At 39.2% G+C, this 25552-nt stretch carries 15 protein-coding genes and 9 pseudogenes; 13 read left to right on the forward strand and 11 right to left on the reverse strand.

Going from position 1 to position 25552, the window contains the following annotated elements; genetic code table 11:
* Positions 1-178: 178 nt before the first annotated feature.
* The 3 genes and pseudogenes from dusB to E3U36_RS09580 all read left to right on the forward strand — a co-directional run bounded on the left by dusB (position 179) and on the right by E3U36_RS09580 (position 3193).
* Positions 179-1230: pseudogene (gene dusB, locus E3U36_RS12340) on the forward strand (tRNA dihydrouridine synthase DusB).
* Positions 1197-1493 (forward strand): DNA-binding transcriptional regulator Fis, encoded by a 297-nt coding sequence (fis, locus tag E3U36_RS12345; protein WP_202881821.1) that lies wholly within the window; start codon positions 1197-1199, stop codon positions 1491-1493. Before dusB ends, fis begins: the two are co-directional and overlap by 34 nt.
* A gap of 1085 nt (positions 1494-2578) precedes the next feature.
* A pseudogene (locus tag E3U36_RS09580) lies at positions 2579-3193 on the forward strand (hypothetical protein).
* Positions 3194-3493: 300 nt separating this feature from the next.
* Here E3U36_RS09580 and rpoH read toward each other — a convergent pair.
* The 4 genes from rpoH to ftsY form a co-directional block, all read right to left on the reverse strand.
* Entirely contained in the window at positions 3494-4351 is an 858-nt protein-coding gene (rpoH, locus tag E3U36_RS09585; RefSeq protein ID WP_180816376.1) for an RNA polymerase sigma factor RpoH, read from the reverse strand.
* 226 nt (positions 4352-4577) lie between these two features.
* On the reverse strand, positions 4578-5537 hold the full coding sequence (gene ftsX / locus E3U36_RS09590) for a permease-like cell division protein FtsX (protein WP_180816377.1): 960 nt from the start codon (positions 5535-5537) through the stop codon (positions 4578-4580).
* Positions 5530-6195 carry a cell division ATP-binding protein FtsE gene (gene ftsE / locus E3U36_RS09595; RefSeq protein WP_180816378.1) on the reverse strand — a complete coding sequence of 222 codons (666 nt, stop codon included), beginning with the start codon at positions 6193-6195 and terminating at the stop codon, positions 5530-5532. The genes ftsX and ftsE overlap by 8 nt, the downstream gene beginning before the upstream one ends.
* A gap of 5 nt (positions 6196-6200) precedes the next feature.
* Positions 6201-7445, reverse strand: a complete 1245-nt coding sequence (ftsY, locus tag E3U36_RS09600; RefSeq protein WP_180816379.1) for a signal recognition particle-docking protein FtsY — start codon at positions 7443-7445, stop codon at positions 6201-6203.
* Positions 7446-7658: 213 nt separating this feature from the next.
* Between ftsY and rsmD the strand changes: the two genes are divergently transcribed.
* Together rsmD and E3U36_RS09610 are read left to right on the forward strand one after the other, a co-directional pair.
* Positions 7659-8237, forward strand: coding sequence for a 16S rRNA (guanine(966)-N(2))-methyltransferase (rsmD, locus tag E3U36_RS09605; RefSeq protein ID WP_180816380.1), 579 nt, complete (start codon positions 7659-7661; stop codon positions 8235-8237).
* A 16-nt stretch (positions 8238-8253) separates the two neighbouring features.
* Positions 8254-8517: a DUF1145 family protein gene (locus E3U36_RS09610; protein WP_180817616.1), complete on the forward strand. Its 264-nt coding sequence runs from the start codon at positions 8254-8256 to the stop codon at positions 8515-8517.
* Positions 8518-8574: 57 nt separating this feature from the next.
* On the opposite strand, the gene E3U36_RS09615 is transcribed toward E3U36_RS09610, so the two are convergent.
* Positions 8575-8961, reverse strand: coding sequence for a DUF2500 domain-containing protein (locus tag E3U36_RS09615; RefSeq protein ID WP_238337445.1), 387 nt, complete (start codon positions 8959-8961; stop codon positions 8575-8577).
* A gap of 78 nt (positions 8962-9039) precedes the next feature.
* On the opposite strand from E3U36_RS09615, the gene E3U36_RS09620 reads away from it, so the two are divergent.
* Both E3U36_RS09620 and E3U36_RS09625 read left to right on the forward strand, forming a co-directional pair.
* Entirely contained in the window at positions 9040-9669 is a 630-nt protein-coding gene (locus E3U36_RS09620) for a lysoplasmalogenase (protein ID WP_180816381.1), read from the forward strand.
* Positions 9670-9813: 144 nt separating this feature from the next.
* A pseudogene (locus tag E3U36_RS09625) lies at positions 9814-12180 on the forward strand (zinc/cadmium/mercury/lead-transporting ATPase).
* 105 nt (positions 12181-12285) lie between these two features.
* Here the strand turns inward: E3U36_RS09625 and tusA are convergent.
* Positions 12286-12534 (reverse strand): sulfurtransferase TusA, encoded by a 249-nt coding sequence (gene tusA, locus E3U36_RS09630; RefSeq protein ID WP_180816382.1) that lies wholly within the window; start codon positions 12532-12534, stop codon positions 12286-12288.
* A 201-nt stretch (positions 12535-12735) separates the two neighbouring features.
* On the opposite strand from tusA, the gene E3U36_RS09635 reads away from it, so the two are divergent.
* The 3 genes and pseudogenes from E3U36_RS09635 to glpQ (E3U36_RS09650) all read left to right on the forward strand — a co-directional run.
* Complete coding sequence (locus E3U36_RS09635; RefSeq protein WP_180816383.1) at positions 12736-13413, forward strand: 7-cyano-7-deazaguanine/7-aminomethyl-7-deazaguanine transporter; 678 nt, start codon at positions 12736-12738, stop codon at positions 13411-13413.
* Positions 13414-13933: 520 nt separating this feature from the next.
* A pseudogene (gene glpT / locus E3U36_RS09645) lies at positions 13934-15285 on the forward strand (glycerol-3-phosphate transporter).
* A 100-nt stretch (positions 15286-15385) separates the two neighbouring features.
* Positions 15386-15871, forward strand: a pseudogene (gene glpQ, locus E3U36_RS09650) (glycerophosphodiester phosphodiesterase); the annotation flags it as partial.
* A gap of 51 nt (positions 15872-15922) precedes the next feature.
* Here glpQ (E3U36_RS09650) and E3U36_RS09655 read toward each other — a convergent pair.
* Positions 15923-16777, reverse strand: a pseudogene (locus E3U36_RS09655) (IS5 family transposase).
* A gap of 71 nt (positions 16778-16848) precedes the next feature.
* Here E3U36_RS09655 and glpQ (E3U36_RS09660) point away from each other — a divergent pair.
* Positions 16849-17457: pseudogene (glpQ, locus tag E3U36_RS09660) on the forward strand (glycerophosphodiester phosphodiesterase); the annotation flags it as partial.
* 60 nt (positions 17458-17517) lie between these two features.
* Here glpQ (E3U36_RS09660) and epmA read toward each other — a convergent pair.
* Both epmA and E3U36_RS09670 read right to left on the reverse strand, forming a co-directional pair.
* A complete protein-coding gene (epmA, locus tag E3U36_RS09665; protein WP_180816384.1) occupies positions 17518-18498 on the reverse strand; it encodes an elongation factor P--(R)-beta-lysine ligase in 981 nt (326 codons plus the stop codon).
* Positions 18499-18683: 185 nt separating this feature from the next.
* Positions 18684-19607, reverse strand: a complete 924-nt coding sequence (locus tag E3U36_RS09670) for an IS5 family transposase (protein ID WP_180816385.1) — start codon at positions 19605-19607, stop codon at positions 18684-18686.
* A gap of 804 nt (positions 19608-20411) precedes the next feature.
* Between E3U36_RS09670 and E3U36_RS09675 the strand changes: the two genes are divergently transcribed.
* Positions 20412-21335, forward strand: coding sequence for an IS5 family transposase (locus tag E3U36_RS09675; protein ID WP_180816040.1), 924 nt, complete (start codon positions 20412-20414; stop codon positions 21333-21335).
* 65 nt (positions 21336-21400) lie between these two features.
* Here E3U36_RS09675 and E3U36_RS09680 read toward each other — a convergent pair.
* Positions 21401-22169: pseudogene (locus tag E3U36_RS09680) on the reverse strand (class II glutamine amidotransferase).
* A gap of 96 nt (positions 22170-22265) precedes the next feature.
* A complete protein-coding gene (gene lpcA / locus E3U36_RS09685; protein ID WP_180817618.1) occupies positions 22266-22844 on the reverse strand; it encodes a D-sedoheptulose 7-phosphate isomerase in 579 nt (192 codons plus the stop codon).
* 238 nt (positions 22845-23082) lie between these two features.
* Between lpcA and fadE the strand changes: the two are divergent.
* Positions 23083-25543: pseudogene (gene fadE, locus E3U36_RS09690) on the forward strand (acyl-CoA dehydrogenase FadE).
* Positions 25544-25552: the final 9 nt, after the last annotated feature.

The raw sequence follows: 25552 nt of genomic DNA on the forward strand, positions 1-25552 counted from the left end.
TAAAGAATAACAAAATTTGAAAACAAATCAGAAATTTTCATTATATTGATTTTTATGAATATTATTTATAATCAAAAAAATCAATATAAAATTTTTCAAAGAAATATCAATTTGCTCAAAGTTTGTCCTTTCATATCTCGTAAAAAATGCGTAATATACGAGCCCTTGCAGTCACAGGATGGTGTTCTTTTATCGCCTATGTATTGGTCAATATCAGATAAAAAACTGTCTCATTGCAGCACCAATGGCGGGTATGGGTATCACCGATAGGCCTTTTCGGTCACTGTGTTACTCAATGGGTGCTGATATTACAGTGTCGGAAATGCTTTCTTCCAATCCTCAGGTTTGGAAAACAAACAAATCCAGATTGAGAATGATCCATAGTTATGAATTAGGCATTCGTTCTGTGCAAATTGCAGGTAGTGATCCCGATGAAATGGCAGCAGCTGCACGAATTAATGTTGCAAATGGTGCTCAGATCATCGATATCAATATGGGTTGCCCTGCCAAGAAAGTGAACCGTAAGTTAGCAGGTTAAGCATTATTGAGCTATCTAGAGCCTGATTGAGAAAATTCTATTAGCTGTTGTAAATGCGGTTGATGTTCCTGTTACATTAAAGGTTCGCACTGGTTGGTCACCTGAAGAACGGAACTGTATAAAAATAGCCCAACTGGCCGAAAATTGTGGTATTCAAGCTGTAACTATTCATTGCAGAACTCTTTCTTGCTTATTTAATGGTGTAGCTGAATATGACAGCATTCGAGCAGCTAAGCAAAATGTTACTATTCCTATTATCGCTAATGGCGATATTGCTGACCCGCTTAAAGCCAGAGCAGTGCTTGACTACACTGGGGCTGATGCCTTAATGATTGGTAGAGCTGCTCAGGGAAGACCCTGGATCTTTCGGGAAATCCAGCATTACCTGGAAACAGGTAAGTTACTGCCACCTATGCCTATTGCTGAGGTGCAGTGCTTAATGCAAGCGCATGTTAAGGAGCTGCATGACTTTTACGGTCTAAGCAAAGGAATCCGCATCGCACGCAAGCATGTCTCTTGGTACTTAAGAGAACATGCACCTGATGACCAGTTTCGGCGCACATTCAACACCATAGAGGATGCCAGCGAACAGCTGGAAGTGTTTGGAGGCATATTTCGAAAAATTTTGCGTAAATCAAAGAAAAGAGCTGACAGAACTATGTTCGAACAACGCGGAAATTCTGACGTACTAACCGTTGCTACTGTAAATGCACAAGATCAAATAACTCAAAAGCCACTACGTGATTCAGTTAAACAAGCACTGAAAAACTATTTTGCCCAACTTAATAACCAGGATGTTAATGACTTATATGAATTAGTATTGGCTGAGGTTGAAAAACCATTATTAGATATGGTAATGCAATATACCCGTGGAAATCAGACCCGTGCTGCGTTAATGTTAAGCATCAACCGTGGAACTCTACGTAAGAAATTGAAAAAATATGGTATGAAGTAGCCATAAGTGGTAAGTGGTAAGTGGTAAGTGGTAAGTGGTAAGTGGTAAGTGGTTAACATACTAATTAAAAAAGCACTTTTATATTTTATATCAGTGCTTTTTTGTTATTACTTATACCCTACTCACTGAACAAATATATAAATAGAAGATAAGACGAAAACATGATGAGGCGGTAGCTAATGGCAGCTCTAAATGAAAACCTGCAAAATCCAATTACTCAACGTTGAAATCAGCTCTCAGAATCGATTGCTACTGACACAGGCAATCAAATCTAACAGCTCAGTTTGAAGTTCTACCGAATTTAGCATAAATTTGCTAATATCAGAGCCATGTGCATTCCATCTTCACTATAACCATTCATTATCCAGATAACCTCTTTGATTTAGATATTAGCCAGATTAATACCAACCTCCTAAAAACCATTCAAAGAGAATATCCAGCATTAACTGAAAATAATTTATTAAATAATCCCAGCTTGAATATTCATCCAGGTACAATGATATTAAAGCGTAATTTTGTTTCATATGGGAGTAAATGGTTAACTACATAAATCTATAATACGGCAATGGGTAATGTTGATTCAACGATCCATAATCGTTTCCGTTATGCCAAAAAATTTATCGAAAGCTATTTTCAACTACATGACTATTAATGTGGTTTTTCGTCAACATCGATTTTTAAATAACTGTTCCATATCTGCATCTGTAAGATCCATTGACATGTTGATAACATTTTACCAACACCATTTTCAAGAAACTAGCGTGCTATCAGGTTAATATTGAATCACACAAGAACTCAAATTGAATTAAACAAAAATAAAATTATTGATTCTCGATGATCATGAAAAAAATCCTAAATGATTGCAATTTTTGGTGTTTTTTAAAATTTATGATTTCTTTTCCACTTGTCAGTAAATCATGACAGCACAGCCTCCGTAACGAATTCATCATTCTGGTGTAAAATTTTATCCTGATATTTAATTATTTTGTAGGCAACATTGCTGTTTATATTCTGTTTGTATTGGTGATAGTATTGTTATACAGAGGCGGCGGTAAACAACAAGTACGTTTTTTATGAAAGATAAAATGACGGCTGTAATGATGCTGGCTGCTACAGTGATTGCCGGTGGTGCACAAGCCAATGATATAAATATGTGGCGTGAACCAGCACCGGTTGTTAAAGAAGGAAAATTTTTCTCCGTTATTCAGGATCGAGGAACCTTGCAAAAGGCAGTTAAAAATAGCAATAACGAGTTTCTTTTTTCAGAAAAAGGTGCAGGCGTTAAGCCGCTAGTACTCATCGGATCACCAGTGGAGATTTTCGAATATTTGGAAAAAAATCAAACCCGCGGTATCGAAAACCATCTACAAGAAACCCCTGAAATATATATGGTAATCACAAAGTACGTACCACATAAACGTTTTAATGGACTCTTTCCGATACAGGATTTTTTAGTTAAAACACTTGAGCAGGTGCTTAAATTTGTACCTACCGGAACAGTTATTACGGACGCAGCTGGTATTCCTGCGGATCTTAAAGAACTTTATCGCGTTACCAATTCGTTTAAAAGTAAAGAAAAATCCAGTGGTGATTTACTCTACGTAAAATTTAGTTATCTTCCAGAAGATTGAATGCAAAAAATTGGTACCCGTTCGGTTAGCTTTGGTCGTATATTACAATTGATGCACAATAAAAATTAACGATCGAGTCTATCAGAATAGGATAGGTGTATATTAAATATAAACACACGCAAAATGTCACTGACAGATAAAATATTAGGTAATATTGTAGGTAAGTAATAGACAAGCTACTAGATACATGTAAAAAGGCGCTTACCTCACAGGTAAATGCCTTTTTATTTTAACAGGTAACAATCAAAATAAATTTACTATTACCTTTCTATCTTTCAACAACTTTTCATATAGTTAATTGCCAAACTTTAAATTGGCTACATAACAAAAGTTTCAGCTAGATTTTTACATCACGCTATGTGGCTTATTTTAAGCTTCCATTACTAACCGAAGTTTTTTCATGGCATTTTTTTCTAATTGACGAACACGTTCAGCCGATACACTATATTTATCGGCTAAATCCTGTAAAGTAGTATTGCTTTCTTCATCAAGCCAACGCGCACGAATAATATCCTGGCTGCGCTCATCTAAGGTGGATAATGCCTGCGTTAATTTATCAGTAGCATGGTTTTCCCAATTATCTTCCTCAATGCTATCGGCAAAATCCGAAGATTTATCCTGTAGATATAAAACCGGGGCAATAGTGGTATTTTCACCATTATCATCATCGTCATTCATGTCGAATGCCATGTCTTGTGCAGCCATTCGCGATTCCATCTCACGAACATCCTTGCTGGTTACACCTAGCTCCTTGGCAACCATATCGACTTCATTTTGATTAAACCAGCCGATACGTTTCTTATTCTTACGCAAATTGAAAAAAAGCTTACGTTGAGCTTTAGTGGTGGCAACTTTAACTATCCGCCAATTACGCAATACATATTCATGAATTTCAGCTTTTATCCAATGAACAACAAATGAAACTAAACGTACGCCAACTTCAGGATTAAAACGACGCACAGCTTTCATTAGACCGATATTACCTTCTTGGATCAGATCAGCTTGTGGCAATCCATAACCTGAATAATTACGCGCTATATGAATAACAAAACGTAAATGAGAGAGTATAAGCTGTTTAGCCGCATTTAAATCACCATGATAATGCAGCCGTTTTGCATATTCTTGTTCTTCCTCTGCGGTTAGCATCGGATAAGCATTAGCTGATCGCACATAAGCTTCAATGCTACCTTGTGGAATTAATGCTAATGATTGCATATCTTTGGTCATTGATATCCTCTTTGAATTCAACAAACTAAGAGTTAGTTCTAAATAAAAAATTTATATTTGAGCAGATTCCATTGCTCAGCGATTAATCTGATATCGAGTAGTTTACCACTGCTTGGTATCGAAGAAAATTGCCTTGTTTTAATTACATTGAACTTTTAAATTCGACAAAATGTCAGCATAAAAGTTCAATATTGATCACCCGTGTCACTTTTCCTGCTGATAATGATCATTCTGGCGTGAAACGTCTTAAGTGTTGAGCTGTAGCCAGCCAAGCCGCTAACCAGCCAATCATTGCGGCAATCAGTATAACTAATAGCACCTCATCCCATAAAAAACCTTGAATATGAAATGTAGTACCAAATACACCCGCTACCTGTGTAACGATACCGGTCAGTTGCCATACCAATAATGCAGAAAGTATTAATGAGAGTAAAGCACCAAAGAATCCCAGTATAATACCACTATTTAAAAAAGGACGCATAATAAAACCATCTGTCGCCCCAATCAACTTCATGACATTAATCGTATCCCTACGGGCAAAAATATTTAGTCTTATACTATTGCCTATCACCAAAAATACCGCCATAACCATTAAAATACCAATCACCATGGCAATTTGTCCAATCAGCCCAGTTAATGCTGCTAAACGGGTAAACCAACTATCATCCATGCGAACATCTTCAATTCCAGCTAATTGACCTACTTTATTACGCAGGTTTATCAATGATTGTGAATTTTGAAAATCAATTTTAGGCGTGATAATGGCTACTGCTGGTAAAGGGTTTTCTTCCAACAGATCTAACGCTGTGCCGAATCCTGACCAATTGCGAAACTCAATCATGGCTTCTTCGCGCGACAGGTAATTAACACTCTTAACACCATCTAATTGCTTAAGTCCAGCGACTGTCTGTTCAGCGCCTTTTTCATCTAATGATTTATCCAAATAAATGGTTAATTGAGGTGCGGGATACCATTGTTGCGCGGCTTGTGAAACATTTTTCCAAACAATATAACAAAGACTGGGCAGCGTTATCGAGATAGCAATAACAGCCACCGTTAAAAGCGTGGCTAAAGGCTGGCGTAACATATCAGCTAATGTATTTAACCAAGCATAGCGCCATTGCTCTCGCCACCCTCCTTTCAATTCCTTGGCTTTGGCTATTTTATGGATAGGTTTTTTAGCCATTCTGACCTCCTACCATTCTTCCCTCGCTTAATGTCAAAATAGAATAATGACGACGCTCAATAAGCTCAAGATCATGAGTGGCTACCAAAACTGTTACCCCCACTCGATTGAATTCTTCAAACAATCGCATAATACCTTCAGATAATTCATCATCCAAATTACCCGTTGGCTCATCTGCTAGCAATACACTAGGCTTATTAACAATTGCGCGAGCTATACCTACCCGCTGCTGTTCACCACCTGATAATTGAATTGGATAACTTTTCGCTCTATTAAGTAAACCCACCTTATCTAAAGCAGCAGAAACCCGACGACGAATATCCTCAGAGCTGGCACCGGCAATAATCAGCGGCATAGAGACATTGTCATATACGTTTCTATCAAACAACAAATGATGATCTTGAAAGATCATACCTATCTGCCGACGTAAAAAAGGGACTTCCCGTTTTTTTAAGCGACTAATGTGATGACAACCAAACCAAATATGGCCAGTACTGGGGCGTTCAATACCACATATTAACTTTAGTAAGGTACTTTTCCCCGCCCCCGAATGGCCAGTAAGAAATGCCATTTCTCCAGGATGAAGATTAAAATCAACGCCCTGAAGTGCTTGCTTGCCACCACGATAAGCTTTACTAACATGTTCAAAGCGAATCATTGATATTAATCCTCTCGGACAAAAAGCGCCTCGATGAAATCATTAGCTACAAATGGCCGGAGATCATCAATGCATTCACCAATCCCTATATAGCGAATCGGGATCTTAAACTGATCGGCAATAGCAAAAATCACGCCACCTTTAGCTGTACCATCAAGTTTAGTTAAAATAATGCCAGTTAACCCCACTGCCTCATGAAAAATTTTAGCCTGATTAATTGCATTTTGACCAGTACTTGCATCTAATGTTAGCATCACTTCATGAGGCGCTTGTTGATCAAGTTTTTGCATAACTCGGACAATTTTTTTCAACTCTTCCATCAAATGCGCTTTGTTTTGCAATCGTCCGGCAGTATCAGCAATCAATATGTCGACTCCCTTCGCTTTCGCCGACTGAATGGCATCAAATATCACTGAAGCAGGATCTGCGCCAGTATGCTGAGCAACAACCGGGATATTGTTACTCTCTCCCCAAAATTGTAATTGTTCAACCGCTGCTGCCCTAAATGTATCGCCAGCCGCTAGCATTACTGATTTACCTTCTGCCTGATATTGGCGGGCTAACTTACCAATTGTTGTGGTTTTACCGACCCCATTAACTCCAACCATCAATATTACATAAGGTAGCTTATTTTCTATAACCAATGGCTTATCAACATCAAATAAGATATTGGCCATCTCTTCGCGTAATTTTCTATAAAGCATCGCAGCATCATTCAACTCTTTACGATTAGCATGGGTAGTTAGGCTATCTATAATCTTTCGTGTTGTTTCTAGCCCCACATCAGCAACTAAAAGTTGTTCTTCTAACTCATCAAATAGCTCATCATCAATTTTTTTACCACGAAAAAAACTAACAAAACCGACTCCCATATTCTGCCGCGTTTTTAATAAACCTTGTCTTAACCGTGCAAAGAAATTATCTTTTGCCGGTTTTTTTGGCTGTTGTATCGGCGGTACTTTTTTCTGTTCATCTATGTCTTGCAAAGTGGTTATCTGCTGACTAGGTGTAACAATTTTTGCGGCTTTCATGTCTGCTGTTTGGCATTGATCGTTTTTTTCTTCCGCTACTTGAGGTTGCACCTTTTCTACTTTTGCAGACTGCTGTGATGTTGCTATTACATCCGTCACCCCTTCAGAACTGTCTTCTACTTTCGGTTCGGATTGTTGCTCTGTCTCTCTTTTTTGCACTTCATTTTCAGATCCTAACCCTAGCCAGGAAAAAAAACTTTTTTTTCTCTTTGTAGCCATCTGCCATTACACTCCTAGCGGTAAAAATATGGTGTTACCAATGTAAATAATAAAAATAGGATGGCAGTGTATCACTTGATTTGATTGCAACACATATCTGACACCCATTTCATGTTAAATTAGCGATAATTTTCATGTTGTACATGCTGTCGATAAACATTGGTATTATTATCATCTATATTAACAAACTGTAATGACTCAACTATGTAAATTATGGCAAGAAAAATACAATCTGCATCACGTGGCCAAATTCGTATTATTGGTGGTAAATGGCGAGGTCGTAAACTACCTGTCTTTGATAGTGATGGCTTACGCCCCACAACAGATAGGATCAGAGAAACTTTATTTAATTGGTTAATGCCTGTTATTCAGGAGGCTCGCTGCCTTGATTGTTTTGCTGGTAGTGGCGCTTTAGCTATTGAAGCACTTTCTCGCTATGCCGCTTCAGCTACCCTAATTGAATTAGAGCGCTCCGTCGCAACACAACTTGTGGCCAATCTAGCTAAATTAGAGGCAAAAAATGTACAAGTGATTAATAGCGATACATTGAACTATCTGGCACAGAACGGCACAGCCTATGATGTCATTTTTCTTGATCCGCCTTTTCGTAAAGATCTATTGCAACAAACAGCTTTGCTACTAGAACAAAATGGTTGGTTAAGCGAAAATTGTTGGATCTATGTTGAGGCAGAAGCAGAAGCTAATTTAGCCTCGTTACCTAAAAATTGGCAGCTTCATCGTAAAAAAGTTACTGGGCAAGTCGCTTACTGTCTTTATATTCGTAATCAATAATTAGTTGGAAAATATTATGTTAATAAATGCTGGAAAATTATTAATGGTTTTTGTTTGGGGAGTCATGATGTTTAATTTAATCCATCCATTTCCAAAACCATTAAAATATTTTATAGATGTAGCAATGATATTTATGATTTTCATGCATGCCATGCAAGCCATTTTTTTGCACGCCGCTTTTGCAAAAACAGAAAAGCATCCTCGTTGGCTGCAAATAAAAATCTTTCTATTTAGCGTTTTTGAACTTTTAGCCTGGCAGAAAAGACAAAAAACTGACTAACTATAAAAAAATCGCAAGTAATTACAAAGGCAATGCATTATTGGCTGATAAATTTAGCTATTTTGCATTGGCTTTGCTTTGAAAGCGAACAAACCTTGTTCCCTTCATATAAAGCGTACTTCTATCCCCTTTTTTAATCGCATTATATTCCTTCTCCTTTTTTAGAAAAATCTTTATTACCTCACTAGCCGATAGCCGCTGAAAATAAATTTCATAACGAAAAGTTTCCGGAGTAACAACCTCTCGTTGACGAGAACGCATATTAGGATAGGGATAATCTTTCTTATCAATGACCTCAACTTGATAACTGATAATCGGAGAATTATCATCAATGACATCTTGTCGACGTTGATCAAAAAAACGTTTCGTCGCTAACATAATAATGATAATAATAACGAATATAACCGATTTATTCACAATATTTTCCAAGCTTTCATTATTCATATATTTAGTAACTATTATTGTCTATCATCTAATAGGATCAATAATTTCTAATTAACCTTTTTAGTTAGTGGGGAAACCATGATCAGTTGGCCATTTCTTGCTGTGTTATTTTCTGGTTGGCTTTATATTGATGCTGCCTATCGCGGTCCACAATGGCAATGCTGGCTGTTTCGCCCAGTTACGCTATTATTGTTAGTATTTTGGGCCTGGAGTGCCGATTTTACTGATGCTGCCGGCTATCTGATCATGGCGGGTCTGTTGGTGATGCTAATTGCTGACAGCTGGCAAATGCTTTCCAAGGAACGTTTATTGCCGACTATTTTCTTGTTGTCTCTAAGCTACCTACTTTATAGCATCAGTTTTGCTATGCAGATGAATTTCACTTTCTACTTGCCATTACTGACTATCCTACTAATCCTTAGTGTCATGGTATTAATTATAATCTGGGCAACTCGTGGTTCACTACGCGCACCGGCCATTTTTCTACTAACAATGTCATTCATTATGGCTTGGATAGCGGGTGAACAATATTTCGGTCTAGCAAGAGAACATAATTTTTCCATTATTATAGGTGCATTTTTACTTTTTATTGCCAACAGTATTTGGCTGATCGCCAACTTTCGTTACCCATTTAAAGCTTCTAAAGCAACAATTACCGCTTGCTATTTTATTGGTCAATTTTTCATTGTACGTTCGCTTTACTTATAAGTTGGATTGATAACCATTTTTCAGCTAAATAGCATTTTTTGTCAAAAAATACCCTCTTTTATGTTTGACTTGAGAGTTAACTCTCAAGTGTAAAGTAAATCACAGAAACGAAATTTTAAGTGAGTAAATTAAAAAGTGGATACTATGTGTGCGCATACCCATCAACAACATAAGCATACTGCAAAATGTTGCACAACCAATAGCCACAGCAGCGATAAAAAGAAAGTTATTGGTCACAAACATAGCAAAAAAACCGTATCGCTATCAGCAAAAAATAGCGCTGATGATGAACATCATCCTGCGAAGAGTAACACTAAACTTATTGATCAGCAGGCATGCAGTGATACCAATCAATATAATTGCGTAAGTGAACATTCACTTATGCCTGAGGAAAGTAATGCCGTCATTTCAAGAGGAAACCACCGCTTTCATTGGATTGTAAGCGGTATGGACTGCGCAAGCTGCGCGCGTAAAATTGAAATAGCCGTTAGCAAGGTCAAGCATGTCAAAAAAGTAAAGGTACTGTTTACAACCGAAAAATTAATTGTCGATGCTGATGATGATGTTCGTGATGATGTAATCAAAGCTGGGCAACAAGCGGGCTTCAAATTATATAACCTCAATGCCGCCGAATTAGCCACAAAAAAGAAGCAAAATAATCCATTTAGTGAATCTAAACCTATCATTATTTTAATATTTCTTATGTTAATCAGTTGGGGAATTTCCTTCATTTATGTAAAAGTAGGACAAATTGCTTTTATTTTAACAACATTATATGTACTCTACCCTATTACAGTTAGAGCAATACAACTGATACGCTCAGGTACCTTTTTTGCAATAGAAACATTGATGAGTGTTGCGGCAATAGGTGCATTATTCATTAATGCCAGCGAAGAAGCCGCGATGGTACTGTTGTTGTTTATGATATGAGAAAGATTAGAGTCATATGCCGCTGGACGCGCACGCCGAGGCATCAGTAGTTTAATGGCCCTTATTCCTGAACAAGCGGTACTCATTAAAAATGGTGTAAAAACCACTGTCCCTGTCTCGACACTGCAACCAGGCGACATCATTGAAATCCTTCCTGGTGGCCGTTTACCCACTGATGCTGAATTAGTGAATGAATTTGCCAGTTTTGATGAAAGTGCATTAACCGGTGAATCAATGCCTGTTGAACGAAAAACGGGGGAAAAAGTATCAGCCGGTGCACTTTCTATCGATCGCGCTATACAAATGAAAGTAATATCTGAACAAGGGCAAAATGCGATCGATCGCATAATGATATTAATTGAAGAAGCTGAAGAGCGCCGCGCCCCAATTGAACGATTTATTGATCGTTTTAGCCAAATTTACACACCCCTTATTATGTTAGTCGCAACATTGGTTATTATTATTCCACCACTATTTTTTGCTCAATCATGGGACATATGGATCTATCGTGGTCTAACCTTGCTGTTAATAGGCTGTCCTTGCGCTTTAGTGATCTCTACTCCAGCGGCAATTACTTCTGCTCTGGCAGCAGCAACCCGTCGAGGAGCCTTGATTAAAGGTGGCGCAGCCTTAGAGCAATTAAGTTCTGTCACCAAAGTTGCCCTGGATAAAACAGGTACGCTTACCGAAGGGAAACCACAAGTTACTGACATCATAACCGCTGAAACAGTGACCGAGGAAAAACTATTGCAATTTACCGCTTCAGTCGAAAGAGGATCACACCATCCTTTAGCAAAAGCGATTTTGGCTAAGGCTCAAGCGCTAGAAATAAATGTTGAACCCGCCCAGAATCATAAAGCAGTGGCTGGTATTGGTGTGGAAGGTTATTTGGCAGATAAATATATTCTGGTGTCAGCACCGAATAAAATCTCTGACGATATATTAACCATACAATGGCAGCAAACTGTAAAAACAATTGAAAATCAAGGTAAAACTGTTGTTGTGGTACTAGTCGATAACAAGTTACTTGGCATTATTGCTATGCAAGATACATTACGCTCAGATGCCATTGATGCGGTTAATAAACTGCAAAAACTGGGTATTAAAACCGTCATGTTAACGGGTGATAACCCACTGGCAGCTGAATAAATTGCGCAAAAAGTTGGTTTAGATTATCGGGCAGGGCTGTTACCTGAAGACAAAGTCAATGCCATTATAGCACTCAGTAAAACCAACCATACACTGATGGTTGGCGATGGTATTAATGATGCTCCCGCAATGAAGGCCGAAAATGTTGGCATCGCCATGGGTAATGGAACGGATGTCGCTCTTGAAACCGCTGATGCGGCATTGACTCATAACCGGCTAACTGGATTAGCCGAGATCATTATGTTATCACGAGCAACCAGAGCCAATATTCGTCAAAACATTACTATCGCTTTAGGACTAAAAGCTATCTTCCTGGTGACCAGTTTATTAGGTATAACCGGCTTATGGATGGCTCTTTTAGCAGATTCCGGTGCCACTGCATTAGTGACCGCAAATGCGCTCAGTTTATTGAAGGATCGCCAGCCAGAATAAACACTTTGTTAAATATTATTTATATATTTGAAAAAAGAGAGACATGATTCAATAATCTCTCTTTTTTCAATATACTTTTTGTTTAACCCCGTTTCGCTTTTAGTATTAATTAACTTTCTTGCGGATCAAATAACGGTAAGGAGGTTGCTGAATCTCTTCAGCAAGCAATTGATGTTCCATAAAACGGCAAAAAGCAAGAATATCACGGATTGTAGCCGGATCATCCGCAATAATTAATAACGTTTCACCTTCAACCATCTGACGAACCATTTTTCTTATCATCATCATGGGCTCAGGACAACGTAATCCTTGTGTATCAAGGGTTCGGTTATGGTTAGTAAAAATATCTGGCATTGGTATTTTAGTTTTAAAGCCTATTCAATAGGTTGGAATTATATTACAAATCAAATAAATTATCCCGCCATTTATTAAATAAAATAAATAAGAAAAATTTATTATTTATTTTGCTTTTATCTTATCTCAGGCGTATGATGCACCGCGTAAATTAAATTATCATGGGTTCCCTCACCCCATATTTAACCCAAAAGGTATAATATGTTCGAATTGACGCCACAACAGCGTATCAAAGCACTCATTTGGCTTTCCTTTTTTCATATATTGATTATTACCTCCAGTAATTATCTGTTACAACTGCCAATTACCATTTTTAGCTTTCATACCACATGGGGAGCATTCACTTTCACTTTTATTTTTTTGACAACGGATCTAACTGTACGTATTTATGGTGCTCCTATCGCTCGACGGATTATTGCTGCAACTATGCTGCCGGCTATTTCTGTCTCCTACATTCTTTCGGCGCTTTTTTACCAAGGACAATGGCAAGGGTGTATCACACTAAATGAATTTAATCTATTTGTTGCCCGTATTGCGCTAGCAAGCTTTATGGCTTACGCTTTAGGTCAGATTATGGATATTTTCGTGTTCAATAAATTACGTAATTATTGTCGTTGGTGGATTGCGCCGACTGCGGCAATGTTTTTCGGTAATCTACTGGATACGATTGCTTTCTTTTTCATTGCATTTTATCACAGCACTGATCCTTTTATGGCGGCCAATTGGGTAGAAATTGCTTTAGTCGATTATAGCTTTAAGTTATTTATTTGTATGTTATTTTTCCTCCCTGCTTATGGATTGATGTTGAACTGCATTCTAAGTTACTTTTTCCAAGGCCAACACCAAAAGAATGGTTATCTAGCTGCAGATAATAATTAAGTTAAATCAAGACAAACGTTGCCTAATTGAATATCTGTTTAGCGACAAAACTATCTATTGAGTGGAAAGTGGCGATATCCACTCAGTGGAATACCTTGTAACCAACAGAATGCCCAGTAATAATTCGGTTATAGGTGAATTGTTGACCTTAATCCAATGTCTGATAGCGACTTAATAAGTAGTCATCTAACACAATATAAGCCACTCTTAATCAATAATCTTTATTAAGAAACAAAAACGAGCATTCATGGTGACTTTTTGTAACAGAACTAACAAATTTATGACAAAGCTCACAATTATACTTGAATAATTAAAAAATTATTTCTATCGCCGATATATATTTTGTCTGTTTACGCACAAATTTATAACATTTTCGCATTCGTATGCAGACATATGCATTAACATGAGTTATCTTAGCGCGCGATTAAGAAAGAAGACCTAATAATAACGTCTCACATTTTCGTTTTAGCAATTGCTTATTACTTAATAGCAAAAATTTAAATGCTATCGGAGGGGAATTATGTTAAGTATTTTTAAGCCAGCACCACATAATAAAAGAGTTACGGCAGATCAAATGGATCCGCTTTATCGTCGCCTACGTCGGCAAATTTTCTTCGGTATCTTTTTGGGTTATGCCGCTTACTATCTCGTTAGAAAGAATTTTGCATTAGCGATGCCCTATTTAATTGAGCAGGGGTTTTCTAAAGGTGAACTTGGTTTTGCTTTATCAGGAATCTCAATTGCATATGGTATCTCAAAATTTATCATGGGCCAGTCTCTGATCGTTCAAATCCGAGAGTATTTTTACCTGCCGGGATAATTTTATCCGCCTCAGTAATGCTAATTATGGGCTTTGTGCCTTGGGCTACCTCAAGCATTATGATTATGTTTGTGCTGCTATTCCTATGCGGTTGGTTTCAAGGTATGGGATGGCCTCATTGTGGCCGAACAATGGTTCACTGGTGGTCACAAAAAGAACGGGGTGGTATCGTTTCAATTTGGAACTGCGCGCATAATGTTGGTGGTGGCATCCCGCCGTTGTTATTTATATTAGGCATGGCATGATTCCACGACTGGAAAGCAGCACTATATATGCCTGCTTTTGCTGCCATTTTTGTTGCTATGATTGCCTTTGCTTTAATGCGTGATACGCCACAATCTTGTAGTTTACCACCGATTGAAGAATATAAACATGACTACCCACCTGATTATAATGATAAAGACGAAAAAAAGCTGACTGCAAAGCAGATTTTTATGCAATATATTTTGCCTAATAAGCTACTTTGGATGATCGCTTTTGCTAACGTTTTCGTATACTTATTACGTTATGGTGTACTCGATTGGTCACCAACTTACTTACGTGAAGTTAAACACTTTGCTATGGATAAATCCTCATGGGCTTATTTCTTATATGAATATGCAGGTATTCCAGGCACGCTACTTTTCGGTTGTATGTCAGATAAAGTTTTCAAAGGAAACCGTGGCGCCACCGGCGTATTTTTCATGGCATTAGTCACCATTGCAACTGTTGCCTTCTGGCTCAATCCGCCAGGTAATCCTCATATTGATATGGCTTGCATGCTAATTATTGGCTTCTTAATTTATGGCCCTGTTATGTTGATCGGTTTACATGCGCTTGAATTAGCACCCAAAAAAGCCGCAGGTACTGCTGCTGGTTGTACCGGTTTATTTGGCTACCTTGGTGGCTCGGTAGCAGCAAATGCTATCGTGGGTTATACCGTTGACTATTTTGGCGGGAATGGAGGCTTTATGGTAATGATTGGCGGTAGTTTACTTTCTGTTATTTTATTATTTATCGTGATGCTGAGTGAAAGCAAGCATAAACGCGAAATGGCAGAACAACATAGCTAATTTATGTCATAAATCAGTTATCTTTAATTAATAAGCTTGGCAAAAAGGGGAACTCATTTTATCACTGATTTCCCCGCTCATAATAAAGAGAATTATACTAATGAATATAAAATTAAATAGCTTGGTTGCTAGTATGTTATTAGTTATGTCAATGTCAGCAATGGCTCAATCTAACGCAAAAGTCGTTATTGCTCACCGCGGGGCAAGTGGTTATCTACCAGAACATACATTACCAGCCAAAGCAATGGCTTATGCGCAAGGTGCCGATTTCCTTGAACAAGATCTGGTAATGACAAAAGATAATGAACTGATTGTATTACATGATCATTACCTAGATAGTGTTACAGACGTTGCGGATCGCTTCCCTGGCCGTGCTCGCAAAGATGGTCGCTTTTATGCCATTGATTTTAGCTTACCCGAAATTCGATCACTCAAATTTACTGAAGCCTTTGAAATTAAAGATGGTAAAAAAGTTCAAACCTATCCTAATCGTTTCCCGATGGGAAAATCCAGCTTCCATATTCATACTTTTCAAGAAGAAATTGAATTTGTCCAAGGTTTGCATAAATCTACTGGTAAAAGGCTTTGTTGAATAAATCAGAATTAGCCGCCAGGATGGCTCCCTCTGCTACAGCTGTTATCCGATCCTGACGCTGTGTGGCATACCCAACAACGTCATACGGTTCAGCGCTTTGACCATCGCCATTGCTTCACCTACCTGAGCCTCATAGTCACGCAGGCTCAGATGGCCACCCAGCAAAGTTTTTATGCGGAACATCGCTGTTTCTGCCACTGAACGCCGGTGATAAACCACTTTCTTTTTCCACATATCATTACTCCTGCTCAGACGCTGATTCGCCACCGCATGGTTACGTTCATGGTACTTGTCAGGCCAGTATTTCGCTCCGCTTCGCGGCGGGATAAGGGGCCTGATTTTCCGGTGGGTTTGGTTAATCAGGCCCGGCAGTGCCTGCGCATCTGTCGTTCCGCTGAGCGATAAGTCGGCACAGATAATCTCATGATTCACACTGTCTGCTGCCAGATGAAGCTTGCGCCACACTCTTCGTCTGTCAGCCCCATGCTGCCTAACTTTCCATTCACCTTCGCCAAAGACCTTCAGACCGGTACTGTCGATGACCAGATGCGAGATTTCACCACGCGTTGGCGTTTTTATGCTGATGTTGACGCTCTTTGCTCGTCTGCTGACCAGCGAGTAATCCGGACAGCACAGCGGCTAAGACATGAGTTTAAAAATCGAATCAACGAAGCCCTGTAATGCCCGTAGCGACAGGTTAAACACACGCTTCATCATCAGGACAGTGGTAACAGCCATATCGCTGTAGTAAAGCGGCCGGCCACGACCTTCAGGCGAAGAACTGTCAGTCCATCCAGCGATGGCCGACTCATCAAGCCAGACCGTCAGGGAACCGCGTTGTCTGAGTGCCTTGTTGTACGCGGGCCAGTTGGTAATTTTAAACTTTTGCTTTGACATGGGGACCTGATGTTGAAACGAATTTAGCGATCAGCTCCGCCAATCACCTAAAAGTTCGATTTATTCAACAAAGCCCTGGTAAAAATATCGGCATTTACCCGGAAATTAAAGCACCTTGGTTTCACAAACAAGAAGGAAAGGATATTTCGACCAGAGTGTTAGAAGTTCTGAAGCAATATGGCTACAGCAAGAAAAGCGACAATGTTTATCTTTAGTGCTTTGATGCTAATGAATTAAAACGTATTAAAAATGAACTTTTACCTAAATTAGGCATGGATTTAAAACTGGTTCAATTAATTGCTTACACGGACTGGCATGAAACTTATGAAGAGCAGCCTAACGGTACATGGACAAATTATAGCTATGATTGGATGTTTAAGCCGGTAGCAATGAAAGAAGTTGCTAAGTATGCTGATGGCATTGGCCCAGATTACCACATGCTTATTAATGAAAACTCCAAACCTGGTAAAATAAAACTTACTGCTATGGTTAAAGATGCGCACAAAAATAAGTTAGTCGTTCATCCTTATAACATTCGGATTGATAAGCTACCAAATTACGTGAAAAACGGTCAACAGCTGTTTGATATTATCTATAACAAAGCTAACGTCGATGGTGCCTTTACCGATTTCCCTGATCTCGGGGTAAAATTCTTGCAAAAACAGCATCAACATCCATAATAGCCAGCAATAAATTCAGCGGTAATAATTTACCGCTGATTACTATTAGTTTACTGATAATTAAGCTCGCTCTATAGAAAAAGAGATAACATCACTGATTTTTTCTGCATTCAGCGCCAACATGACTAAGCGATCAATACCTAAAGCAACACCTGAACAATCAGGTATGACTTTATCTAGCGCAGCAAGCAGACATTCATCAATAGGCTGTTCTGGTAAACCCATTTTTTCGCGCATCTGATGATCATGCTCAAAACGTTCTCGCTGTTCTTGTGCATCAGTCAACTCACGAAAACCATTGGCCAACTCAATACCCTTAAAATAAACTTCAAAGCGCTCAGCAACTCGGTGGTCTTCTTTACTAATTTCAGCTAATGCTGCCTGTGAAGCAGGAAAATGATAGATAACGGTAGGCTTATCTTTACCTAAATTTGGTTCAACTCCCATAGTAAACAAAAATTGTAATAACACATCTTTGTCTTCTTCTGTTTCGGCATTATTTAAACCCAACTTCACTGCTGCATCACGTAATTGTTTTTTTTCTGACTCCAGTGCTAATGGATCAATTTTTAGATAACGCTGAAAGGCCTGTTGATATGATATCCGCTCAGTGGGTTGGCAGTCCAAAATTTGTTGCAACAAATCATCTACTTCATCAATAATTCGGTACATGTCATAATGAGGCCGATACCATTCAAGCATAGTAAATTCTGGATTATGATAACGTCCCTCTTCTTCATTACGAAAAGCTTTAATCATCTGATATATAGGCCCACTGCCGTCCGCTAGCAAGCGTTTCATATGATATTCAGGACTGGTTATCATATACAATTTGGTGCTGTCAGCAATTACCGGAGCAACAAATTGGGTTTCAAACGGTGAGAGATGAATATCTGTTACCGTGAATTTGCTTAATATAGGCGTCTCTACTTCCACTACTCCTCGATCGATGAAAAAACGTCTGATTTCAGCAATAATTTTGGCTCTTTTCAGTAAGTTATTGATAGACGCGCTCGGTTGCCAATTCACTATCTCACTCATTGTAAAAACTCCAAAAAAGAATAAAGCGCGCTAGTTTACTCGCCTGTAAACAAATAAACAAATTTTTCATATCGTTAATCTCATCACTCTGTTTTTTAACAAAAATAAACTAATCCTTAGTTAAATATTGGCTTTGTTGAATAAATCAGAATTAGCCGACAGGATGGCTCCCTCTGCTACAGCTGTTATCCGATCCTGACGCTGTGTGGCATACCCAACAACGTCATACGGTTCAGCGCTTTGACCATCGCCATTGCTTTACCTACCTGAGCCTCATAGTCACGCAGGCTCAGATGGCCACCCAGCAAAGTTTTTATGCGGAACATCGCTGTTTCTGCCACTGAACGCCGGTGATAACCCACTTTCTTTTTCCACATATCATTACTCCTGCTCAGACGCTGATTCGCCACCGCATGGTTACGTTCATGGTACTTGTCCGGCCAGTATTTCGCTCCGCTTCGCGGCGGGATAAGTGGCCTGATTTTCTTTCTTAGCAACGCATCGTGGCGGTAACAGGCGTGATAAGCACCGTCTGCTGACACTTCCCTGATTTTCCGGTGGGTTTGGTTAATCAGGCCCGGCAGTGCCTGCGCATCTGTCGTTCCGCTGAGCGATAAGTCGGCACAGATAATCTCATGAGTCACACTGTCTGCTGCCAGATGAAGCTTGCGCCACACTCTTCGTCTGTCAGCCCCATGCTGCCTGACTTTCCATTCACCTTCGCCAAAGACCTTCAGACCGGTACTGTCGATGACCAGATGCGAGATTTCACCACGCGTTGGCGTTTTTATGCTGATGTTGACGCTCTTTGCTCGTCTGCTGACCAGCGAGTAGTCCGGACAGCACAGCGGCAAAGACATGAGTTTAAAAATCGAATCAACGAAGCCCTGTAATGCCCGGAGCGACAGGTTAAACACACGCTTCATCATCAGGACAGTGGTAACAGCCATATCGCTGTAGTAAAGCGGCCGGCCACGACCTTCAGGCGAAGAACTGTCAGTCCATCCAGCGATGGCCGACTCATCAAGCCAGACCGTCAGGGAACCGCGTTGTCTGAGTGCCTTGTTGTACGCGGGCCAGTTGGTAATTTTAAACTTTTGCTTTGCCATGGGGACCTGATGTTGAAACGAATTTAGCGATCAGCTCCGCCAATCACCTAAAAGTTCGATTTATTCAACAAAGCCTTAAATATTAAGAGAACTTGAAAATATTAATTAGTTGAAATAAATAATTAACGTTAGTTATAAGTTGATATAACTACTTTCTATATGATCTCCAATTTAGCTGAATAAAGAAAATATTTCAACTCAAAATCATCAAACCATCAAAAATAAATTCAAATAATATCAATATGTTAAAAACATTTGGAAGTTATTTTCAGCTATAAAATTAATAAAAATAATCATTTTAATGGATTAATGTAAATTTTTATTTATTAAAATTGCATTTATTTATAATATTTTTATTCTTATAAAATGATTATAAATATGACTAAAATTACCTTATTGCTCATAAAAATATTATCAATGAATATATTTTTATTGATATAAAAAAAAACCAAAATAGAATAATGTTATATATCAATCAATAAGCATATAATTACGCTATTTTTATTAAATAAAAATCATATTATTTATTAAATTGGCACCAAAAATTTGCTGCTGGTAATTGTTTGGGATTTATTTAAAAATCATTATTAATACAATAAAAATAAAAACCAACCCAAAATCCACTAAGTCAATAAGATAACATATAAACTTAATTATACCCATTTTATGATCAAAAATAGCTAATTTTTAAACAAGTCTATTAACTCTCACTTTTTATAAGCAAAATCCGGCTTTGTTGAATAAATCGAACTTTTAGGTGATTGGCGGAGCTGATCGCTAAATTCGTTTCAACATCAGGTCCCCATGGCAAAGCAAAAGTTTAAAATTACCAACTGGCCCGCGTACAACAAGGCACTCAGACAACGCGGTTCCCTGACGGTCTGGCTTGATGAGTCGGCCATCGCTGGATGGACTGACAGTTCTTCGCCTGAAGGTCGTGGCCGGCCGCTTTACTACAGCGATATGGCTGTTACCACTGTCCTGATGATGAAGCGTGTGTTTAACCTGTCGCTCCGGGCATTACAGGGCTTCGTTGATTCGATTTTTAAACTCATGTCTTTGCCGCTGTGCTGTCCGGACTACTCGCTGGTCAGCAGACGAGCAAAGAGCGTCAACATCAGCATAAAAACGCCAACGCGTGGTGAAATCTCGCATCTGGTCATCGACAGTACCGGTCTGAAGGTCTTTGGCGAAGGTGAATGGAAAGTCAGGCAGCATGGGGCTGACAGACGAAGAGTGTGGCGCAAGCTTCATCTGGCAGCAGACAGTGTGACTCATGAGATTATCTGTGCCGACTTATCGCTCAGCGGAACGACAGATGCGCAGGCACTGCCGGGCCTGATTAACCAAACCCACCGGAAAATCAGGGAAGTGTCAGCAGACGGTGCTTATGACGCCTGTTACTGCCACGATGCGTTGCTAAGAAAGAAAATCAGGCCCCTTATCCCGCCGCGAAGCGGAGCGAAATACTGGCCGGACAAGTACCATGAACGTAACCATGCGGTGGCGAATCAGCGTCTGAGCAGGAGTAATGATATGTGGAAAAAGAAAGTGGGTTATCACCGGCGTTCAGTGGCAGAAACAGCGATGTTCCGCATAAAAACTTTGCTGGGTGGCCATCTGAGGCTGCGTGACTATGAGGCTCAGGTAGGTGAAGCAATGGCGATGGTCAAAGCGCTGAACCGTATGACGTTGTTGGGTATGCCACACAGCGTCAGGATCGGATAACAGCTGTAGCAGAGGGAGCCATCCTGTCGGCTAATTCTGATTTATTCAACAAAGCCGATGAAAGGCTACAATATGCGCTTACCAAAATGGAATAAAACAAAACTTCCCGGCTGAATTCGGTGCCAATTCTCATTACCAGTTAAAGGCTTGGTTGCAATCACTGAGACTATATCAGTTGTTTGTGTATGTTGCTGAAAATCGATTTCAATATCATTATCAAGCAATTTTGCCTTACCAAAAGGTGCTTTGCGGGTAAGCCAATGCAAATCAGTTGAGCAATAGGCCATCATATATTGTCCATCTGAAATCAACATATTAAGTACCCCCATCAATTTTAATTGATCAGCTAGTTTGGCAATAAACCGATATACAGTTAACCAGTTTGTCGGTTTTTTAGGGTATTTTTCTGCCAATTGATATAAAATACAACAAAATACCCACTCACTATCAGTCTTTCCAATTGGCCGATAGTGTCCTACTGGTAATTTTTTATAACCCTCAAGTTGGCCGTTGTGTGCATAAGTCCAATTTCTGCCCCACAGTTCCCTGGTAAAAGGATGGGTATTTTCTAATAATACATCGCCCTGATTCGCCTGGCGAATATGCGCAATAACTGCCTCTGATTTAATCGGGTACTCTTGCACAAAGCGTGCAATAGTCGATTGATAACATGGCTTGGGTTCTTTAAACGTTCGGCAACCTCGACCTTCATAAAAAGTGATCCCCCCAACCATCTTTGTGTGGCCCAGTCTGACCTCCTCGCGGGATAAGACCACTTAAACTAAAATTAATATCTGTCGGGAGACTAGCACTCATACCAAGCAATTCATACATAATGCCTCCTTTATGTATGCCAGAATGAAATTTCCAAATCTAAGCATAATCACGCTAACTGCTCACATTTCTACCCGACAACATTGCCTAGCAATGTTATTTAACCATTTCTTTTTCTATTAGCTGAATTAAGATATGGATCACCTTAATATGAATTTCTTGGATCCGATCGGCATAACCAAAATGAGGTACTCTGATCTCAATATCAGCGGTTCCTGCCATTTTTCCGCCCTCTTTACCTGTCAATGTGATCACTTGCATCTTTTTAGCACGTGCAGCCGCGATTGCCTTGATGATATTGCCAGAATTACCTGATGTTGAGAGTGCAAATAATATATCCCCTTCTTTACCGACAGCCTCTATATAACGGGAAAAAACATAGTCATAACCAAAATCATTACCAACGCAAGAGAGATGACTAACATCAGAAATCACAATGGCTGGATAACCTGGACGATTTTCACGATAACGTCCGGTTAATTCTTCTGCAAAATGCATAGCATCACAGTGCGAACCACCATTACCACAAGATAATACTTTTCTTCCCGCTTTAAAGGCGTTCGACAACATAATCGCGGCTTGCTCAATCGCTTCGATATTTTCTCGGTTATTAAGAAAATTGTTCAATGTCACCGCCGCTTCTTTTAATTCAGCACAAATAAGCTCCTGATACATCATTTGTACTCCTAATAAAATATTATTTTTTCAACAATCCCAGTGTAACGGATTAAACTTTATGAAAGAAGTATCAATACGACTTATCACAACCAAGTTAAGCTCAATAAATAATTTGTGAACTTCACTGTAATTAATATGTAAAAATATTGATAAATAAAATTACATAGATTAAAGATAAGAAAAAAACAGATATGACTTCCGATGACTTAGCTTAATCATAATCAGGAGTACCATTATGGCTCTACTCACTATTTTTCTATTTATTGGTTTAATCGGAATTCTTTGCTATCACAAAGCAAATCTACTATTTAGTAGCTTACTTATACTGGCTTATTGTTTACTTATGGCTAGTACTGATTTATGGTATTTTTGGACGTTATTGCTCGTAGCGGCGGTATTATTTCCATTAGTCTATCTCCCAGTACGTCGCTCATTCATTTCTAGTAAAGTCTTACAAATTTTTCAGAAAATCATCCCTTCCATGTCAAAAACCGAGAAAGAAGCCATCGAAGCTGGCACAACCTGGTGGGAAGGTGATGTGTTTCAAGGTATGCCTGATTGGGATAAATTACATAAATATCCAAAACAGCAATTAACAACTGAAGAACAAGCGTTTCTCAATGGCCCAGTTGTAGAAGCATGCCGTATGGCTAATGACTTTCCAATTAGCCATGAACTAGCCGATCTACCTACTGAATTATGGCAACATTTAAAACAACATCGTTTTTTCGCTATGATCATCAAAAAAGAGTATGGTGGCCTCGAATTTTCTGCCTATGCTCAAGCGCTAGTGTTACAAAAATTGGCCGGAGTTTCCGGCATATTAGCCATTACTGTAGGTGCGCCTAACTCATTAGGCCTAGGAGAACTTTTACAACATTATGGCACCGATGAACAAAAAACAGCATTATCTTCCCAGACTTGCTAGCGGTGAAGAGATCCCCTGTTTTGCTTTAACAAGCCCTGAAGCCGGTTCTGATGCGTGAGCTATCCCTGACACTGGTGTTGTCTGTATGGGCGAATGGGAAAACCAACAGATATTAGGTATGCGTTTAAATTGGAATAAACGTTATATTACATTAGCGCCGATTGCTACGGTATTAGGGCTAGCATTTAAACTTTATGATCCAGACCATTTACTTGGCGATATAACCGATCTCGGCATTACATGCGCACTAATCCCAACCAATGTTGCATGAGTAGAAATTGGCCATCGCCATTTTCCTTTGAATATCCCTTTCCAAAATGGCCCTACGCGCGGTAAAGATATTTTTGTGCCGATTGATTATATTATTGGTGGTACCAAAATGGCCGGCCAAGGCTGGCGTATGTTAATGGAATGTCTTTCTATTGGTCGTGGTATCACGCTTCCATCTAACGCCACGGGTGGCTTAAAAAGTGTCGCGCTGGCAATCGGTGCGTACGCCTATATTCGCCGTCAAGTCAAAGTATCTATTGGAAAAATGGAAGGTATTGAAGAACCTTTAGCACGGATCGCTGCTAATGCTTATTTAATGGATGCCGCTTAAACCTTAATTACGACGGCAATTATATCTGGCGAAAAACCAGCAGTCCTCTCTGTGATTGTCAAATATCACTGTACCCATCGAGGCCAAAGAGCCATTATTGATGCGATGGATATTGCTGGTGGTAAAGGAATTTGTCTAGGTCCCTCAAATTTTCTTGCTCGCTTTTATCAAGGAGCTCCTATTGCTATCACCGTTGAAGGTGCCAATATTTTAACACGCATTATGATGATTTTTGGCCAAGGGGCTATTCGCTGTCATCCTTATATTTTGCATGAAATAGCCGCAACACAAAATAACGACATTATCGCCTTTGATAAATTACTCTTTAGCTATTTAAGTCATACAATAAGTAACCTATTGCGCATTTTCTACTTGGGTATAACAAACGGCAGAACAAGCAAAGCACCAACAAAAGATAATACTCGCCGCTTCTATCAGCAATTAAATCGCCAAAGTGCTAATCTTGCCTTACTTGCTGATATTTCTATGGCAGTATTAGGTGGCGTGTTAAAACGTCGTGAGCGGATTTCTGCCAGTTTAGGCGATATTTTAAGCCACCTCTATTTAGCATCCGCCACACTAAAACGTTTTGAAGATGATGGCCGCCCAGCAATGGATTTACCTATTGTTGAATGGGTAATAAAAGATTGTCTATTTCAATCAGAAAAAGCCATGCAAGCACTGCTACGAAACTTTTCCAATCGTCTGGTTGCTATGTTAAGCTGTATTATCATTTTTCCATTGGGTTCTCGTTATGCGCCACCTAACGATCAACTTGATCATAAACTAGCAAAAATTATGATGACACCATCAGAAACACGCGAGCGTATTGGTCGCGGTCAATATATGACACCAAGTGAGCATAACCCTCATGGCATAATTAATGCCGCATTATCAGATATTATTGCCGCCGAGCCAATTTTTGAACGTTTGACCAGTCAAGCTAGCCATAAACCAAACTTTATCAATTTAGATAAACTTGCCTAACAAGCACTCGCCGATGGTAAAATTAGCCAACAAGAAGCTGACATTTTACGTAAAGCAGAAGCCAGCCGTTTAAGATCGATCAATGTTGATGAATTTGAATATGATGCACTGGCGATAGCGAGTAAAAAATCTGACAAACAGAAAAATAGTTCCCCATTATATAAAGAACAAGCGGCATAATTGTAGAAC

Source organism: Arsenophonus endosymbiont of Aphis craccivora (assembly GCF_013460135.1).
GTDB classification, from domain to species: domain Bacteria; phylum Pseudomonadota; class Gammaproteobacteria; order Enterobacterales; family Enterobacteriaceae; genus Arsenophonus; species Arsenophonus nilaparvatae.

What these genes read in the sequence shown, in the direction of transcription:
- ftsY (WP_180816379.1), bottom strand. Translation starts at nt 7,445, where the DNA reads ATGGCTACAAAGAGAAAAAAAAGTTTTTTTTCCTGGCTAGGGTTAGGA.
- rpoH (WP_180816376.1), bottom strand. Translation starts at nt 4,351, where the DNA reads ATGACCAAAGATATGCAATCATTAGCATTAATTCCACAAGGTAGCATT.
- rsmD (WP_180816380.1), top strand. Translation starts at nt 7,659, where the DNA reads ATGGCAAGAAAAATACAATCTGCATCACGTGGCCAAATTCGTATTATT.
- lpcA (WP_180817618.1), bottom strand. Translation starts at nt 22,844, where the DNA reads ATGTATCAGGAGCTTATTTGTGCTGAATTAAAAGAAGCGGCGGTGACA.
- fis (WP_202881821.1), top strand. Translation starts at nt 1,197, where the DNA reads ATGTTCGAACAACGCGGAAATTCTGACGTACTAACCGTTGCTACTGTA.
- ftsX (WP_180816377.1), bottom strand. Translation starts at nt 5,537, where the DNA reads ATGGCTAAAAAACCTATCCATAAAATAGCCAAAGCCAAGGAATTGAAA.
- E3U36_RS09675 (WP_180816040.1), top strand. Translation starts at nt 20,412, where the DNA reads ATGGCAAAGCAAAAGTTTAAAATTACCAACTGGCCCGCGTACAACAAG.
- E3U36_RS09635 (WP_180816383.1), top strand. Translation starts at nt 12,736, where the DNA reads ATGTTCGAATTGACGCCACAACAGCGTATCAAAGCACTCATTTGGCTT.
- E3U36_RS09610 (WP_180817616.1), top strand. Translation starts at nt 8,254, where the DNA reads ATGTTAATAAATGCTGGAAAATTATTAATGGTTTTTGTTTGGGGAGTC.
- E3U36_RS09620 (WP_180816381.1), top strand. Translation starts at nt 9,040, where the DNA reads ATGATCAGTTGGCCATTTCTTGCTGTGTTATTTTCTGGTTGGCTTTAT.
- ftsE (WP_180816378.1), bottom strand. Translation starts at nt 6,195, where the DNA reads ATGATTCGCTTTGAACATGTTAGTAAAGCTTATCGTGGTGGCAAGCAA.
- epmA (WP_180816384.1), bottom strand. Translation starts at nt 18,498, where the DNA reads ATGAGTGAGATAGTGAATTGGCAACCGAGCGCGTCTATCAATAACTTA.
- tusA (WP_180816382.1), bottom strand. Translation starts at nt 12,534, where the DNA reads ATGCCAGATATTTTTACTAACCATAACCGAACCCTTGATACACAAGGA.
- E3U36_RS09615 (WP_238337445.1), bottom strand. Translation starts at nt 8,961, where the DNA reads ATGAATAATGAAAGCTTGGAAAATATTGTGAATAAATCGGTTATATTC.
- E3U36_RS09670 (WP_180816385.1), bottom strand. Translation starts at nt 19,607, where the DNA reads ATGGCAAAGCAAAAGTTTAAAATTACCAACTGGCCCGCGTACAACAAG.